The sequence below is a fragment of the Bacteroides sp. AF25-5LB genome (assembly GCF_003602965.1).
Lineage (GTDB): Bacteria > Bacteroidota > Bacteroidia > Bacteroidales > Bacteroidaceae > Bacteroides > Bacteroides uniformis.
This window is the reverse complement of record NZ_QTMC01000014.1, coordinates 1-13,770: the sequence shown is the minus strand read 5'-3', so window position 1 is coordinate 13,770 and position 13,770 is coordinate 1. Positions and strand designations below refer to the sequence as shown.

Sequence of the window (13,770 nt, the reverse complement as noted above, 5' to 3'; positions counted from 1 at the left end):
TTGTTCTAATGGATTAATATTTGTTTTCGTTGGCAAGATTCCAGGCGTTGAGGAAAGCTGCTTTGGTTATTTCTATCATTTTTTCCCAGTTCAGCCGGTCGGTGTGGTCCGAAGGCTGGTGGTAATCGGGATGTCCGTCTGTGTGGTACCAGATGATGGGGATGTTGCACAGGGCAAAAGAAGCATTGTCACTTCCTCCCGTGGGGCGGTCCCAGGCGCGGTAGTCCGGTTGCAGGCGCAAGCTGTAGCGTGCAATGTCCTGCTTCAGCCAGTCGCCGAATACGGGGTGGGCGGCGGTGTAGAAGTAGACAACGTGTTGAGGCTGCTCGGGCTTATTGTTACGGCCTATCATGTCGAAATTGAGATAACCTTTCACCTGGCTGATGAAAGGACAGCTTTGTACAAAGTATTTTGAGCCGAGCAATCCCTTTTCTTCCCCATCCCAAAAGGCAAAGATGACCGTGCGCAGAGGCTTCTGTCCGGTGGCAAGAAATGCACGGGCTATCTGCAGGACGGCAGAGACACCGGAGGCATTGTCGTCTGCACCGTTGTATATCCGGTCGTTTGCCAGCGTCTCGTCCACACCCAGATGGTCGAAGTGGGCACCTACGATGACATATTCATCCGGTCGTTCTCCCGGGATGGTTCCCAATACATTACTCATCTGCAGGATGCGGTGGACGCCTTGTTTAAGGATGGCGATGGAGTCGGGATGCACTTGCCACCGTCCCCGTTGTTGGCGTTCCTTGTTGTAAGCCTCGAAGGGCTGGTAATAATTGTCCTTTTCCAGCGGGGCAATGCCGGCTTCTTTCAGGCAGGATGCCAGATAGCGGGCAGCCAGTCGTGAACCGTGCATGCCTGCTTCGCGTCCTTGCAGCTCATCGTCGGCAAGAAAACCGACAATAGCCTCGGCCGAAGTGCGGCTGATGCTTTGCAATCCCTTTTCTTGTGGAGATTGTGCATGTAAGGATAGTGCGAAAGAAAGGCAGCAGATTGCTCCCAAAACAGCTTTATACATGTCGTACGGTTTTAAGGATTGGACATACCGGTTGCAAAATTAAAGATAACTTTCCATAGTTCCGATATAAATATCGTATTTTTGTCCGTTGGCGGATGAATTCAAATCCGTGTAAATCAAATGAGAGAAGGATGAAAAAGAAGAATGAAGCAGTGGAAACCGTCTTGTGCGAACGTGTGCTTTCGGCAGAAGAAGTGGCGTGCATCTCGGCACAGATTCAGCAGGAATTGGAGGCGTATATCGACCCGGTGAAAAGGGAGTATCTTCCCCGTTTCTTCAAGACCGGAAAGGGGCAGTATGGCGAGGGGGATAAGTTTCTGGGAGTGGTGGTACCCAACACCCGGCAGGTGGCAAAGCAGCACAAGCACGAACCTTTTGGGGTAATGGCAACCTTGCTTCAGAGTGAATGGCACGAGTGTCGCCTTTGTGCCTTGCTGATGTTGGTGGAGCGGTTCAAAAAGAGCGATGAAAAGGGGAAAAAGGAGATTTATGACTTTTACCTTTCGCAGACAGCCCGTATCAATAATTGGGATTTGGTCGATTTGTCTGCCCCCGGCATTGTGGGCGAATATCTGAAAGACAAACCTCGCGAAGACCTCTACCGGCTGGCGGATACTCCGCTGCTTTGGAACCAGCGCATTGCCGTGGTATCTACCTATACACTCATCAAAAACGGTGATTTCATCGATATATTAGCCCTTTCGGAACGGCTGCTCCATCATAAGCATGACTTGATGCAAAAGGCGGTAGGATGGATGCTCCGGGAGATGGGTAAGCGGGACAAGGACTTGCTGGTGCAATTCTTGGAGAAGCATTGCAGGACGATGCCCCGTACCATGTTGCGCTATGCGATAGAGAAGTTTTCGGACGAGGAGCGGAAGGAGTTCATGAAGCGTTGATGGACGAGAGGCAGTGTTTTATCATTCCTTCTATCGCTTATCTCAAAATAAATTAGTTATTTTGCAGAAAACAAAGGAATCTGGAATGGAACAAGAAGATTTTGATATACGCAACCAGCAGCCCGTCACCAGCCGAGAACGTGATTTCGAGAACGCTCTCCGTCCGTTGAATTTTGAGGATTTCAGCGGGCAGGACAAGGTGGTGGACAATCTGCGCATATTTGTGAAAGCTGCCCGCCTGCGTGGCGAGGCGCTGGACCATGTGTTGCTTCACGGCCCTCCCGGATTGGGAAAAACGACACTCAGCAATATCATAGCCAACGAACTGGGCGTAGGTTTCAAGATAACTTCCGGTCCGGTACTCGACAAGCCGGGAGATTTGGCGGGAGTGCTTACCAGCCTGGAGCCGAACGATGTACTTTTCATCGACGAAATACACCGGTTGAGCCCCGTAGTGGAGGAGTATCTGTACTCGGCCATGGAGGACTACCGCATTGATATCATGATAGACAAAGGTCCTTCTGCCCGAAGCATACAGATTGACTTGAATCCTTTCACGCTGGTGGGAGCCACCACTCGCAGCGGTCTGCTGACAGCTCCGTTGCGTGCCCGTTTCGGCATCAACCTGCATCTGGAATATTACGATGATGATGTGTTGAGCGGCATTATACGTCGTTCGTCCGGCATTCTCGATGTGCCTTGCTCCGTAAGGGCTGCCGCCGAGATTGCGAGCCGCAGCCGTGGCACACCGCGTATTGCCAATGCATTGCTGCGGCGTGTACGCGATTTTGCCCAGGTGAAAGGTTCGGGGAGCATTGACACGGAAATCGCACAGTTTGCCCTTGAGGCTCTGAATATCGACAAGTATGGTCTGGACGAGATAGACAATAAGATACTCTGTACCATCATCGACAAGTTCAAAGGCGGTCCGGTGGGATTGACTACCATCGCCACTGCTTTGGGCGAAGATGCAGGTACGATAGAGGAAGTCTATGAACCGTTCCTGATAAAAGAAGGTTTCCTGAAACGCACTCCCCGTGGGCGTGAAGTGACGGAGCTTGCCTACAAGCATCTGGGGCGAAGCCTCTATAGTAGCCAGCGTACCTTGTTTGGCGACGAGTGATTCATTTTAAGAAAACGAATACAGAGATGCGGAGACATAAAGTCTCTCTTTCCTCTTATCCTAAAAAACTCTGTGCCTCCGTGCCTTTGTGTTCATAACAACCATTAAAGAAGTGGCCGGATTAAAATCATTGGCAAAAGAAACTGCCATTTATGGGTTGAGCAGCATTGTGGGGCGTTTCCTCAATTACCTGCTGGTGCCCGTATATACCATGGCGATGTCCGCACAGAGCGGAGGCTATGGCGTAGTGACGAATGTATATGCGTGGGTGGCGCTCATGCTGGTGTTGTTGACGTGCGGCATGGAGACCGGTTTCTTCCGCTTTGCCAATAAAGGAGAGGATGACCCGATGCGGGTGTACTCCACGACATTGCTCAGTGTGAGTGTGGGGGCGCTTACCTTTCTTGCATTGGGATTGCTGTTCCTCAACCCCATTGCCGGATGGCTGGAGTATGGTGACCATCCCTGGTACGTGGGCATGATGATGATTGTGGTGGCGATGGATGCTATTCAAAGCATTCCTTTCGCTTATTTGCGCTACAAGAAGCGTCCCATTAAGTTTGCGGCACTCAAACTGCTGTTCATCTTCCTGAACATTGCACTGAATCTGCTCTATTATGTAGGGATGAAAGGGGATGACGTGGGCTATGCCTTCCTTTTCAATCTGATATGTACCTCTACCATCATGCTTTGCATGATTCCGGAGTTGCGTGGGTTTTCCTACGTGCTGGACAGAAAACTGCTGAAGCGGATGCTTGCTTATTGTCTGCCGTTGCTGGTACTCGGCTTGGCAGGTATCCTGAATCAGGTGGCGGATAAGATTATTTTTCCTTTTGTCTATCCGGATGAGGCGGAAGCTTCCGTACAGTTGGGCATTTATGGGGCTGCCAGCAAGATTGCCATGGTGATGGCGATGCTTACACAAGCCTTCCGCTATGCATACGAGCCTTTTGTCTTCGGGAAGAGCCGGGACAAGGACAACAAGCAGATGTATGCGCAAGCCATGAAGTTCTTCATCATCTTCACACTGCTGGCATTCCTCGCTGTCATGTTCTATCTGGACATCCTGCGCCATATTATAGGTCGCGACTACTGGCCGGGGTTGCGGGTAGTGCCCATCGTGATGGCTGCCGAAATCTTTATGGGTATCTACTTCAATCTTTCTTTCTGGTACAAGCTGATTGACGAGACGCGTTGGGGCGCTTATTTCTCCCTGATAGGTTGCACGGTACTGGTAGTGATGAACATACTTCTGATTCCCCGATACAGCTATATGGCTTGTGCCTGGGCAGGCTTCTGCGGTTACGGCATCGCCATGCTGCTGTCTTACTTCGTGGGGCAGAAGAAGTATCCCATTCAGTATGACCTGAAAGCCATTGGCGGCTATGTATTACTTGCGGCAGTTCTCTACCTGGCAGCAGAGTATGTCCCGATAGATAATATCTACCTGCGTATGGCATACCGAACTATATTGTTGCTGGTCTTTGTGGTCTACATCGTGTGGCGTGATATGCCTCTCGGCAGTATCCCCGTCATCAACAAACTGATAAGGAAACAGTAAATTCAATCGTAAATCGTCAAATCGTAAATATTATGGATTCTGATAAAAGAAACTCCTTTGCCGTCAAGACCTTTCTGAAAGAGTATCTTGATTTGCGTAAAGACAAGGACAATGAACTGGAAACTGTAGACTCCATCCGTAAGGGAGTGGAATTCAAGGGAGCCAATCTTTGGATTCTGATATTCGCCATATTCATGGCTTCGTTGGGGCTGAATGTGAACTCCACCGCTGTGATTATCGGTGCCATGCTCATCTCACCGCTGATGGGACCTATTATGGGTGTGGGGCTTTCCGTGGGACTGAATGACTTTGAACTGATGAAACGTTCATTGAAGAGCTTCCTGATAACCACTTTGTTCAGTGTGACTACGGCTACCATATTTTTTCTGGTCAGCCCCGTTGCCGAAGGGCAGTCGGAATTGCTGGCACGTACATCGCCCACTATTTATGATGTATTCATCGCCTTGATGGGCGGCTTGGCAGGTGTGACTGCGCTTTCTACCAAAGAGAAAGGAAATGTGATTCCCGGCGTTGCCATTGCCACGGCGCTGATGCCACCTCTCTGTACGGCAGGTTACGGGCTGGCAACGGGCAATCTGATTTACTTCCTCGGCGCATTCTACCTTTATTTTATCAATTCCGTGTTTATCAGTCTCGCCACTTTTGTAGGGGTGCGTGTGATGCACTTCCAGCGTAAGGAGTTTGTAGACAAGAATAGGGAGAAGAAAGTGCGCAAATACATCATCCTGATTGCAGTGCTGACCATGTGCCCTGCTGTGTATCTGACGGTAGGAATCATTCAGGATACCTTCTTTGAAAGTGCCGCCAACCGCTTTGTCAACGAGCAACTCTCCTTTGAGAATACGCAGGTATTGGACAAGAAGATTCACCATGACGGCAAGGGTCATGAAATACGTGTAGTGTTGATAGGGCAGGAGGTGCCCGAAGCTTCCATTGCCATTGCCCGCAGTAAGATGAAGGACTATAAGCTCGATAACACCAAGCTGATTGTGCTTCAGGGCATGAACAACGAAGCGGTGGATATTTCTTCCATCCGTGCCATGGTGATGGAAGATTTCTACAAGAACAGCGAGCAGCGCTTGGTGGAGCAGAAACAGCAGATTGAAACTCTTGAACAGAATCTGGAAAGATATAAAACCTTCGATGAATTGGGCAAAAAGATTATTCCCGAGTTGAAGGTGCTCTATCCATCGGTGAAGACAGTCTCAATATCTCATGCGATTGAACTGACGGTAGATTCGGTACGGGTGGATACAGTGACCCTTGCCGTATTGAAGTTCGGCAAACACCCGGCTGCTCACGAGAAGGAAAAGATTGCCGAATGGCTCAAGGCACGTACGGGAGCCAAGCAATTGAGGCTGATTACGGAATGACAACATCCCCCGAGGGGGTAGAAATATACTTATTTGGCATGAAATTAAGATTTATACTGATAGCCGTCTGCTTCCTCCTCTCTCTGCCGGGACAAGCGGATGAAGGGATGTGGATGCTGGGAAACCTGAACAAGCAGACACGCCGGACCATGAAAGAGCTGGGTTTGCAGATGCCTGTTAATAAGCTATACAATACGAAACGCCCGTCGCTGAAGGATGCGGTAGTCAGCTTCGGAGGCTTTTGTTCCGGGGTGGTGGTGTCCGGGGACGGGCTGGTGTTTACCAATCATCATTGCGGTTTCAGCAGCATACAGCAGCATTCGTCTGTGGAGCACGACTATCTGAAGGATGGTTTTGTGGCACATAATCTTAGTGAGGAGCTTCCTAATCCGGAACTTTATGTACGTTTCCTTTTACGTCAGGAAGACGTGACCCGCCGCGTGCTTGGGGCGGTAAAGCCGGATATGGATGAGGCGGGGCGTACGAGTGCGGTCGATTCGGTGATGCTGGTTATCGGCGAAGAAGTTTCCCGCAAGGACTCCACGTTGGTAGGCATTGTGGATGCTTACTATGGAGGCAACGAGTTCTGGCTTTCCGTTTATCGCGATTACAATGACGTGCGTCTGGTGTTTGCACCGCCTTCCTCGGTAGGCAAGTTCGGCTGGGACACTGACAACTGGGAATGGCCGCGCCATACCGGTGATTTCTCCGTATTCCGTATCTATGCCGATAAGCATAACCGCCCTGCCGATTATTCTCCCGACAATGTTCCCTACCGTCCCGAATATGTAGCCCCGATTTCCCTTGACGGCTACCGTGAAGGTTCCTTCTGTATGACGCTGGGCTATCCGGGCAGCACGGAACGCTACCTCTCCTCTTTCGGCATCGAAGAGATGATGACTACCACCAACCAGGCGCAGATAGATGTCCGTGGTGTGAAGCAGGCCATCTGGAAGCGTGAAATGGATAGCCGCGACAGCATCCGTATCAAGTATGCTTCCAAATATGACGAAAGCTCCAATTACTGGAAGAACAGCATAGGGGTGAACCGTACCATTAAAAAGTTGCATGTGCTGGATAAGAAGCGTGCCTTGGAAACCGAACTTCGCCGATGGATACAGCAGACCCCAAAGGAACGGGAACACTTGCTGCACCTTTTCACTGATTTGGAGTTGAACTACAAGAGCCGCCGCGAAGCTTATCGCGCCAGGGCTTACTTTGCCGAGTCTTTCCTGAACGGCCCGGAGCTGATACAGCTTGCTTTGTCCATCCTTAATTTCGACTTTGAGGGCGAAGAGAAAACGGTGGTTGCCAATCTGAAAGCCATCGTTGAGAAGTATGCCAATCTGGACTTGGGCATTGACAAGGAAGTGTTCGCGGCACTGCTGAAAGAATACCGTTCCCAAGTGGATTCGACCTACCTTCCCGAGCTCTACCAGACAATTGCAACAGAATACGGAGGCAACGAGCGTGCCTATGTAAACAGCCTTTATGCCCGTTCGGAGCTGACCACGCCCCGTGGATTGAAGTGCTTCTTGGAGCAGGACACCACCTATCAGATATATAACGACCCTGCCATCAGTCTGGGTATCGATCTGATTACAAAACTATTCGAGATGAACATGGAGGTCCAGCAGGCCTCCGGTGAAATCGAGCGGAATGAGCGCTTGTTCAATGCTGCCGTGCGGCGGATGTACGCATCCCGTAACTTCTATCCCGATGCCAACTCCACCATGCGCTTGAGTTTTGGCACTGTGTGCGGCTATGCCCCGTCCGACGGAGTGAAATATGATTATTATACCACCACGATGGGCATTCTGGAGAAAGTCAGAGCCCATGCAGGCGATGTGGATTTTGAAGTGCAGCCCGAATTGGTATCCCTCCTTTCCTCCGGTGACTTTGGCAGATATGCCGATGAAAAGGGTGAAATGAGCGTTTGCTTCATTTCCAACAACGACATTACGGGAGGCAATTCCGGCAGTGCCATGTTCAATGCCAGAGGAGAGCTTCTGGGACTTGCCTTCGATGGTAACTGGGAAGCTATGAGCAGCGACATCCTTTATGAACCGAAGATGCAGCGCACCATCGGGGTGGATGTGCGTTATATGTTGTTCATGATTGAGAAATATGGAAAGGCAGGTAATCTGATTCAAGAGCTGAAGATTACCAATCCTTAACGTGTGCTTCCCTGCCTATGCTTCTTTATGGGTGATATTTCCTAAATAACTCCGCGGATACGGTCGTCGAATGCTGAAAGTGCCGCTTTAGCCCCTTCGCCCATAGCGATGACTATCTGCTTATAAGGAACATTTGACACATCTCCTGCGGCATATACTCCCCGAAGTGTCGTACGGCAGAAAGTATCGATTTTGATTTCCCCTGCCGGAGTCGTTTCCAAGCTGTCGCGGAATGGGGCACTGTTGGCTGCCAGACCGATTTGTACGAAGATACCATCCAAGGGATAGTCGCGTTCCTCGCCGGTAAGACGGTCTTTGATGCGGATGGAAGTTACATTTTCCCCGTTTCCATCGACTTTTGTGGTCTGCGACGAGGTGAAGATTTCCACATTTGGCAGATTTCGGGCTTTCTCCTGCAACACTTGGTCGGCTTTCAGCGTATCGGCAAACTCGAATATGGTTACTTTTTTGCAGATGCCTGCCAAGTCGATGGCAGCCTCGATACCTGAGTTGCCTCCACCGATGACGGCTACGTGCTTGCCTTGATAGAATGGTCCGTCGCAATGCGGACAGAAAGCTACGCCGCGTCCGATGTACTCTGCTTCGCCTTCCACATTCAGTTTGCGCCAGCTGGCACCCGTTGAAATGATCACTGCCGGTGCGGTGAACACTTCGCCGCCTATAACGGAGATACTCTTCTCCCGGCCTTGCAATTCCACCTTCTCTATCTTCCGCTCCTCGAAAATCTCTATCGGGTAGTGCTCTATATGGGTACGGAGTGCATTGGCAAGCTCTGTTCCGGTAGTTTGTGGAACAGAAATAAGGTTTTCGATGTCCACAGTCTCTTTCACCTGCCCACCGATACGCTCGGCAACGATGGCAACCCGCAGTCCTTTACGGGCTGAGTAGATGGCAGCGGAAGCTCCGGCAGGACCGCCTCCGAGCACCAATACGTCGAATTCTCTTTGTATGGGTGTTTCGTCCGTTTGCGGAGCGCTACCGAAGGTCTGTTCCAGCTTTTGCAGCAATTCGCCGAGCGAACCCCGACCCACGTGCAACAGTTTGCCGTTGGCGTAGACAGACGGCACGCCTTGAATCTTCAGTGCATCCACTTCCTCCTGATAGAGGGCGCCGTCCACCATCTCATGAGTGATTTGCGGATTCAGGAGTGTGATGATGTTCAGGGCTTGTACTACGTCCGGACAGTTGGTGCAGGTCAGTGATACATACGTTTGTAGGCGGACGGGGCCTTGCAGGGCCTTGATGCGGCGGCTGATGGCTTCGTCCGGTAGATTTTTCCCCTTTCCATCGGCATTCAGTACGGCAAGCAGGAGAGAGGTGAACTCGTGTCCACTGGGTATGCCCCGAAACTTTATGCCGGTCTCCACACCTTCTTTCAGTAACGTGAATTCCAGTCCTGGGTTGTCGGTCTCAGTCAATAGGCAGGACAGCTTCTCGGAACAACTTGCCACATTATTCAAGAACCCGATGAACTCTTGGGCTTGCTCGTGTTCCGGATTATAGGTGATATGGAAGATATAGCGGGCTTCCAAATGCTGGAATACGCTCCGCACTTGATCTAAAATACTTGTTTCTAACATGATTAATATGGGTTGTTAAGGTTGGACGAGAGGGTACCGTCGGTTTCTCGTATTGGAACTAACGGTGCCAAAGTGGGAAACACATTTGGCACCGTTTAGGAATTAAATCTTTCCTACGAGGTCAATGCTCGGTTTCAAGGTTGCGGCTCCCTTTTTCCACTTGGCCGGGCAGACTTCACCGTCATGTGTGGCTACGAACTGCGCAGCTTCCACCTTGCGCAGCAACTCGTCTGCATTGCGTCCGATGTTGTTGTCTTGTATTTCGGCAATCTTGATTTTACCTTCGGGATTCACGAGGAATGTACCGCGATAGGCCATACCTTCTTCTTCAATCATCACACCGAACGCGCGGCTCAGTACGCCGGTCGGGTCGGCCAGCATCGGATACTTGATTTTGCGGATGCTTTCGGAAGCATCGTGCCATGCTTTGTGCACGAAGTGCGAGTCTGTACTTACAGAATATACTTCTACGCCCATTGCCTGGAATTGGTCATATTTCTCGGCGATGTCCACCAGTTCGGTAGGGCATACGAAGGTAAAGTCTGCCGGATAGAAGAAGAAAATGGCCCATTTGCCTTTTACGTCTTCGTGGGATACTGTTTTGAAATTTCCGTTTTGGAAAGCCTGAACTTTGAATTCAGGAAGTTGGGAATTGATAATCGGTTCCATAATTTTTCTTTTTTTTATAGGTTTAGTTCTTTGTTTTTCTCGTTGCAAAAATATAGCATTTTTTCCCGATAGAACAAGAAATCTGATTGAAAGGTTTTATGGACCGATAGATAAAATCTATACAATGGCTTGGGTTGCCTTCAGAGAGAGCATTTCCTTAGGTATAGAGGACTTAATCTCTTTAGTCAGTGCTTCCAGCAGAGTATGGCGGATAAAGTTCTTGTTAGTGAGCATCACGATTTGCCGGGTAGGGCAGGGAATGGCGAAGGGGCGTACCAGTTCTTTCTGGATATCCCCCAGTTGCAGAACGGCCAGTTCGGGGATGAAAGTCACACCTTTACCGCTTTCTACCATGCGCATGAAGGTCTCCATGCTGCCCAAGTGATAGGCAAGCTGGCTGGCGCGTGCCGACTTCATCTGGCAGAAACGCATCAGCTGATCGCGGAAGCAATGACCCTCGTCGAGCAACCAAAGCTGTTCGCCGTTCAGGTCCGAAGTACGGATTACCTCGCTGTTGAAGAGGATGTCTTTGCGCGACACGTAGACAAAGAATTGTTCATAGAACAGCGGTGTCTGCTGCAGCTCTTCCATACCTGCCAGACTCGCTACGATACCTGCGTCTATTTCTCCCGTCTGCAGGGCTTTCTTGATGTCGTTTGTTTTCATTTCGATTACCCGGATGTCGAGGTCGGGGTATTTCTTCATCAGTTGAGGAAAGAAGCGAGGCAGGAGGTAAGGAGCCACGGTAGGAAGTATGCCCAACTTGAAGGTACCGGTCAGTGAATGTTTTTCTTCTTCTATAATATTCTTTATACGGTTGGCTTGAACCAATATCTTCTGTGCTTGTTCTATGATGAGGATACCGACGGGAGTGGGGCATACCGGTTGCTGGCTGCGGTCAAAAATCCGGGTATCCAGTTCCTCTTCCAGTTTCTGAATCATGGCACTGAGGGTGGGCTGTGTTACGCGGCAATATTCGGCTGCTTTGGCAAAGTGGCGGAACTGGTTGACGGCAAGGATGTATTCCAATTGTTGTAAAGTCATGATGAACAAGGCATTTGAAGGTTATGTATAGAATTCGTCTATGCAAAGATAGAAATTATCTGTTTGACAAGTTTTGATTTACCCCTTATCTTTGTAATACCCCAAAGAAAAATAGTATAAATATTTAAAACAATAGAATTATGAAAACTTTAGATTACTTGTATTTGAATGAAAAGAAAGTGGCTGGTGTAGCATCAGCATTGCACCAATTGTTGGCCGATTTCCAGGTACATTACACCAATCTGCGCGGTATGCACTGGAACATCAAGGGACACAGTTTCTTTGTGCTGCACGAGAAGTTCGAGAGTATGTATGACGATACCGCCGAGAAGATTGACGAAATTGCAGAGCGCATCCTGATGCTGGGTGGCGTGCCCGAAAATAAGTTCAGTGAATACCTGAAGGTTGCCAACGTGAAGGAAGTGTCAGACATCTCTTGTGGCAGTGAAGCTGTAGATCATATCCTCGGGACATATGGCTACCTGATTGGCGAAGAAAGAAAAGTGATTGAATTGGCAAATGAAGCTGGCGATGACGTGACAGCAGATTTGATGACTAGCTACTTGAAAGAGCAGGAGAAGATGGTCTGGATGCTTGTTGCATTCAGCACGAAAAGTTGCACGAAATAAAAAGTCGTAAAAAGATAATAGAGTGATAAAACCGGTAGTGGATGCTGCCGGTTTTATTTGTAGAGTATAATTAATTTCTATCGTTCTGTACCTTAGATTCAAAGATTCTGCGAACCATAATAAGACCCTTATCAGAGTGGCACGTTTGCAGGAGCATATCGTCAACTGCCGCAAAGATAACCTTCGCAAGATCATCCATGCACTCACGTACGATAGCCAAGTGCGCACTGTCTGCATGGAGGACGTGAATGTGAAAGCAACGTAGCCATGGCCTTGCACAAGCGGTCGGGGGGGGACATCTTTCGGGATGTTCCTCGTGATGCTTGAATATAGATGCAAGTGGTATGGTGCAAACCTTGTCAGGATAGACCGTTTTGCCCTAAGTTCGAGAACTTACAGTAATTTGAATGAAATTTGGTATATCCGTTTGTTTTTCGTATATTTGCAAAAATAGCAGGCTCCAATCTACTGTTTTTTAGCACATAAATTCTTTTTTGCGCATCGGATAAATTTCATCCCTTCTTAAAAATCACACAGGTCCTGCTTATAGAAATCATTTTATAAACCATTGTGGGGTATCGGACAAATATCCCTGTCAAAACGTAACTTTATGCGATATAAAGAAAGTTTGCTATTGCCATTCTTTGGGGCAATAATAGCCGTTTCACCTTTGGCGGCACAGGAAAAAAACGATATTAAAGATAGGAGGCACACTCCGTTTCAACTGCAATTACTCGGATTGGAAATCCGAAAACCGGAAACATGGTGAAGAGTTCGATTTCGACGTGTTCCGCTTGAATGTGAACGCTTCTTACAAGAAATTCGATTTAGCCGTAGATTACCGCTTCTATCCCGCCTCTTTGGGAGACGGGATGCTTAGGGAGGGCTGGATAGGTTATAGCTTCAACAAATCACACTAGCTACAGATGGGGTTGACAACAGTACCTTTCGGCATCCTGCCTTATACAGGCAACAATTACTTTTTTAATCTGAGCTATTATGCCGGTCTCGAGGACGATGCGGACATGGGGGATAAAATACTTTTTCCGCAAGAATCGGTGGGAGTTGTCTCTCGCCTATTTCCAGAATGCTGACTTTTCCGGAACTGGTGGAGACACAGAACTGTCCGCTAGCCGTTATGCCTATGACATCGCTGGACGTGATAAGGAGGTGCATCAGGGCAATGTCCGGGTGGTATATCATTTCGGAAACTTGTGAAGACAGCAACTCGGAGGTTCGGTACTGGTGGGTGGGCTATATAATATGGACACACGGAAGACGGGGTTCCGTTCCGATTTCGCCCTACACTACGTCGTCGACTATCAATGGTGGAACCTTAAAATACACAAGTTGTTTTTGGACAGTATCTGCTTGTACAATGATTTTAGCTTGCTGAACAAACGCATTGCTGGGTTCAATGACAGCTTGGAGAACGTGACGGGATGTTCGCTGACGATGGGAAAGGTGTTCTCCTACATTGACTATGCTGTGGGAAGGAATCACGCATGGCTGGGGGATGTATAGGATGAAGCTTTTGTCCGGGGGACGGAAGACAATTGGAGTGTCAAATTCAATATAAATATAGGATATTATTTTTACCTTAATTCCGCAACACTATTATAAAATATTTTTTTTAAGTACCTGAGCAACAAAAA

The 13,770-nt window shown here is 48.9% G+C and carries 12 protein-coding genes; 8 read left to right on the top strand and 4 right to left on the bottom strand.

What is annotated here, in order from left to right; genetic code table 11:
* Window positions 1-13: 13 nt before the first annotated feature.
* Window positions 14-1,018, bottom strand: coding sequence for a M20/M25/M40 family metallo-hydrolase (locus DWY57_RS14940; RefSeq protein ID WP_119961991.1), 1,005 nt, complete (start codon window positions 1,016-1,018; stop codon window positions 14-16).
* 131 nt (window positions 1,019-1,149) lie between these two features.
* On the opposite strand from DWY57_RS14940, the gene DWY57_RS14935 reads away from it, so the two are divergent.
* The 5 genes from DWY57_RS14935 (at window position 1,150) to DWY57_RS14915 (ending at window position 8,172) form a co-directional block, all read left to right on the top strand.
* Window positions 1,150-1,917: a DNA alkylation repair protein gene (locus DWY57_RS14935; protein WP_117599879.1), complete on the top strand. Its 768-nt coding sequence runs from the start codon at window positions 1,150-1,152 to the stop codon at window positions 1,915-1,917.
* Window positions 1,918-2,002: 85 nt separating this feature from the next.
* A complete protein-coding gene (gene ruvB, locus DWY57_RS14930) occupies window positions 2,003-3,040 on the top strand; it encodes a Holliday junction branch migration DNA helicase RuvB (RefSeq protein ID WP_034525480.1) in 1,038 nt (345 codons plus the stop codon).
* Window positions 3,041-3,152: 112 nt separating this feature from the next.
* Window positions 3,153-4,601: a lipopolysaccharide biosynthesis protein gene (locus DWY57_RS14925; RefSeq protein WP_117599878.1), complete on the top strand. Its 1,449-nt coding sequence runs from the start codon at window positions 3,153-3,155 to the stop codon at window positions 4,599-4,601.
* A gap of 32 nt (window positions 4,602-4,633) precedes the next feature.
* Window positions 4,634-5,995: a TIGR00341 family protein gene (locus DWY57_RS14920; RefSeq protein ID WP_117599877.1), complete on the top strand. Its 1,362-nt coding sequence runs from the start codon at window positions 4,634-4,636 to the stop codon at window positions 5,993-5,995.
* Window positions 5,996-6,033: 38 nt separating this feature from the next.
* Window positions 6,034-8,172: a S46 family peptidase gene (locus DWY57_RS14915; protein ID WP_119961990.1), complete on the top strand. Its 2,139-nt coding sequence runs from the start codon at window positions 6,034-6,036 to the stop codon at window positions 8,170-8,172.
* A gap of 41 nt (window positions 8,173-8,213) precedes the next feature.
* Here DWY57_RS14915 and ahpF read toward each other — a convergent pair whose 3' ends face one another.
* The 3 genes from ahpF to DWY57_RS14900 all read right to left on the bottom strand — a co-directional run bounded on the left by ahpF (window position 8,214) and on the right by DWY57_RS14900 (window position 11,486).
* Window positions 8,214-9,773 carry an alkyl hydroperoxide reductase subunit F gene (gene ahpF / locus DWY57_RS14910; RefSeq protein ID WP_117599876.1) on the bottom strand — a complete coding sequence of 520 codons (1,560 nt, stop codon included), beginning with the start codon at window positions 9,771-9,773 and terminating at the stop codon, window positions 8,214-8,216.
* A 102-nt stretch (window positions 9,774-9,875) separates the two neighbouring features.
* Entirely contained in the window at window positions 9,876-10,442 is a 567-nt protein-coding gene (gene ahpC / locus DWY57_RS14905) for an alkyl hydroperoxide reductase subunit C (protein WP_117599875.1), read from the bottom strand.
* Between the two features lie 117 nt (window positions 10,443-10,559).
* A complete protein-coding gene (locus DWY57_RS14900) occupies window positions 10,560-11,486 on the bottom strand; it encodes a hydrogen peroxide-inducible genes activator (RefSeq protein ID WP_117599968.1) in 927 nt (308 codons plus the stop codon).
* Window positions 11,487-11,626: 140 nt separating this feature from the next.
* On the opposite strand from DWY57_RS14900, the gene DWY57_RS14895 reads away from it, so the two are divergent.
* The 3 genes from DWY57_RS14895 to DWY57_RS21380 all read left to right on the top strand — a co-directional run bounded on the left by DWY57_RS14895 (window position 11,627) and on the right by DWY57_RS21380 (window position 13,639).
* Complete coding sequence (locus DWY57_RS14895; RefSeq protein ID WP_117599874.1) at window positions 11,627-12,115, top strand: Dps family protein; 489 nt, start codon at window positions 11,627-11,629, stop codon at window positions 12,113-12,115.
* 999 nt (window positions 12,116-13,114) lie between these two features.
* Entirely contained in the window at window positions 13,115-13,333 is a 219-nt protein-coding gene (locus DWY57_RS21385) for a hypothetical protein (RefSeq protein ID WP_226791288.1), read from the top strand.
* A gap of 45 nt (window positions 13,334-13,378) precedes the next feature.
* Window positions 13,379-13,639, top strand: coding sequence for a hypothetical protein (locus tag DWY57_RS21380; RefSeq protein WP_226791289.1), 261 nt, complete (start codon window positions 13,379-13,381; stop codon window positions 13,637-13,639).
* Window positions 13,640-13,770 lie beyond the last annotated feature (131 nt).

What these genes read in the sequence shown, in the direction of transcription:
- DWY57_RS14940 (WP_119961991.1), bottom strand. Translation starts at nt 1,018, where the DNA reads ATGTATAAAGCTGTTTTGGGAGCAATCTGCTGCCTTTCTTTCGCACTA.
- DWY57_RS14935 (WP_117599879.1), top strand. Translation starts at nt 1,150, where the DNA reads ATGAAAAAGAAGAATGAAGCAGTGGAAACCGTCTTGTGCGAACGTGTG.
- ruvB (WP_034525480.1), top strand. Translation starts at nt 2,003, where the DNA reads ATGGAACAAGAAGATTTTGATATACGCAACCAGCAGCCCGTCACCAGC.
- DWY57_RS14920 (WP_117599877.1), top strand. Translation starts at nt 4,634, where the DNA reads ATGGATTCTGATAAAAGAAACTCCTTTGCCGTCAAGACCTTTCTGAAA.
- DWY57_RS14915 (WP_119961990.1), top strand. Translation starts at nt 6,034, where the DNA reads ATGAAATTAAGATTTATACTGATAGCCGTCTGCTTCCTCCTCTCTCTG.
- ahpF (WP_117599876.1), bottom strand. Translation starts at nt 9,773, where the DNA reads ATGTTAGAAACAAGTATTTTAGATCAAGTGCGGAGCGTATTCCAGCAT.
- ahpC (WP_117599875.1), bottom strand. Translation starts at nt 10,442, where the DNA reads ATGGAACCGATTATCAATTCCCAACTTCCTGAATTCAAAGTTCAGGCT.
- DWY57_RS14900 (WP_117599968.1), bottom strand. Translation starts at nt 11,486, where the DNA reads ATGACTTTACAACAATTGGAATACATCCTTGCCGTCAACCAGTTCCGC.
- DWY57_RS14895 (WP_117599874.1), top strand. Translation starts at nt 11,627, where the DNA reads ATGAAAACTTTAGATTACTTGTATTTGAATGAAAAGAAAGTGGCTGGT.
- DWY57_RS21385 (WP_226791288.1), top strand. Translation starts at nt 13,115, where the DNA reads ATGCCGGTCTCGAGGACGATGCGGACATGGGGGATAAAATACTTTTTC.
- DWY57_RS21380 (WP_226791289.1), top strand. Translation starts at nt 13,379, where the DNA reads ATGGACACACGGAAGACGGGGTTCCGTTCCGATTTCGCCCTACACTAC.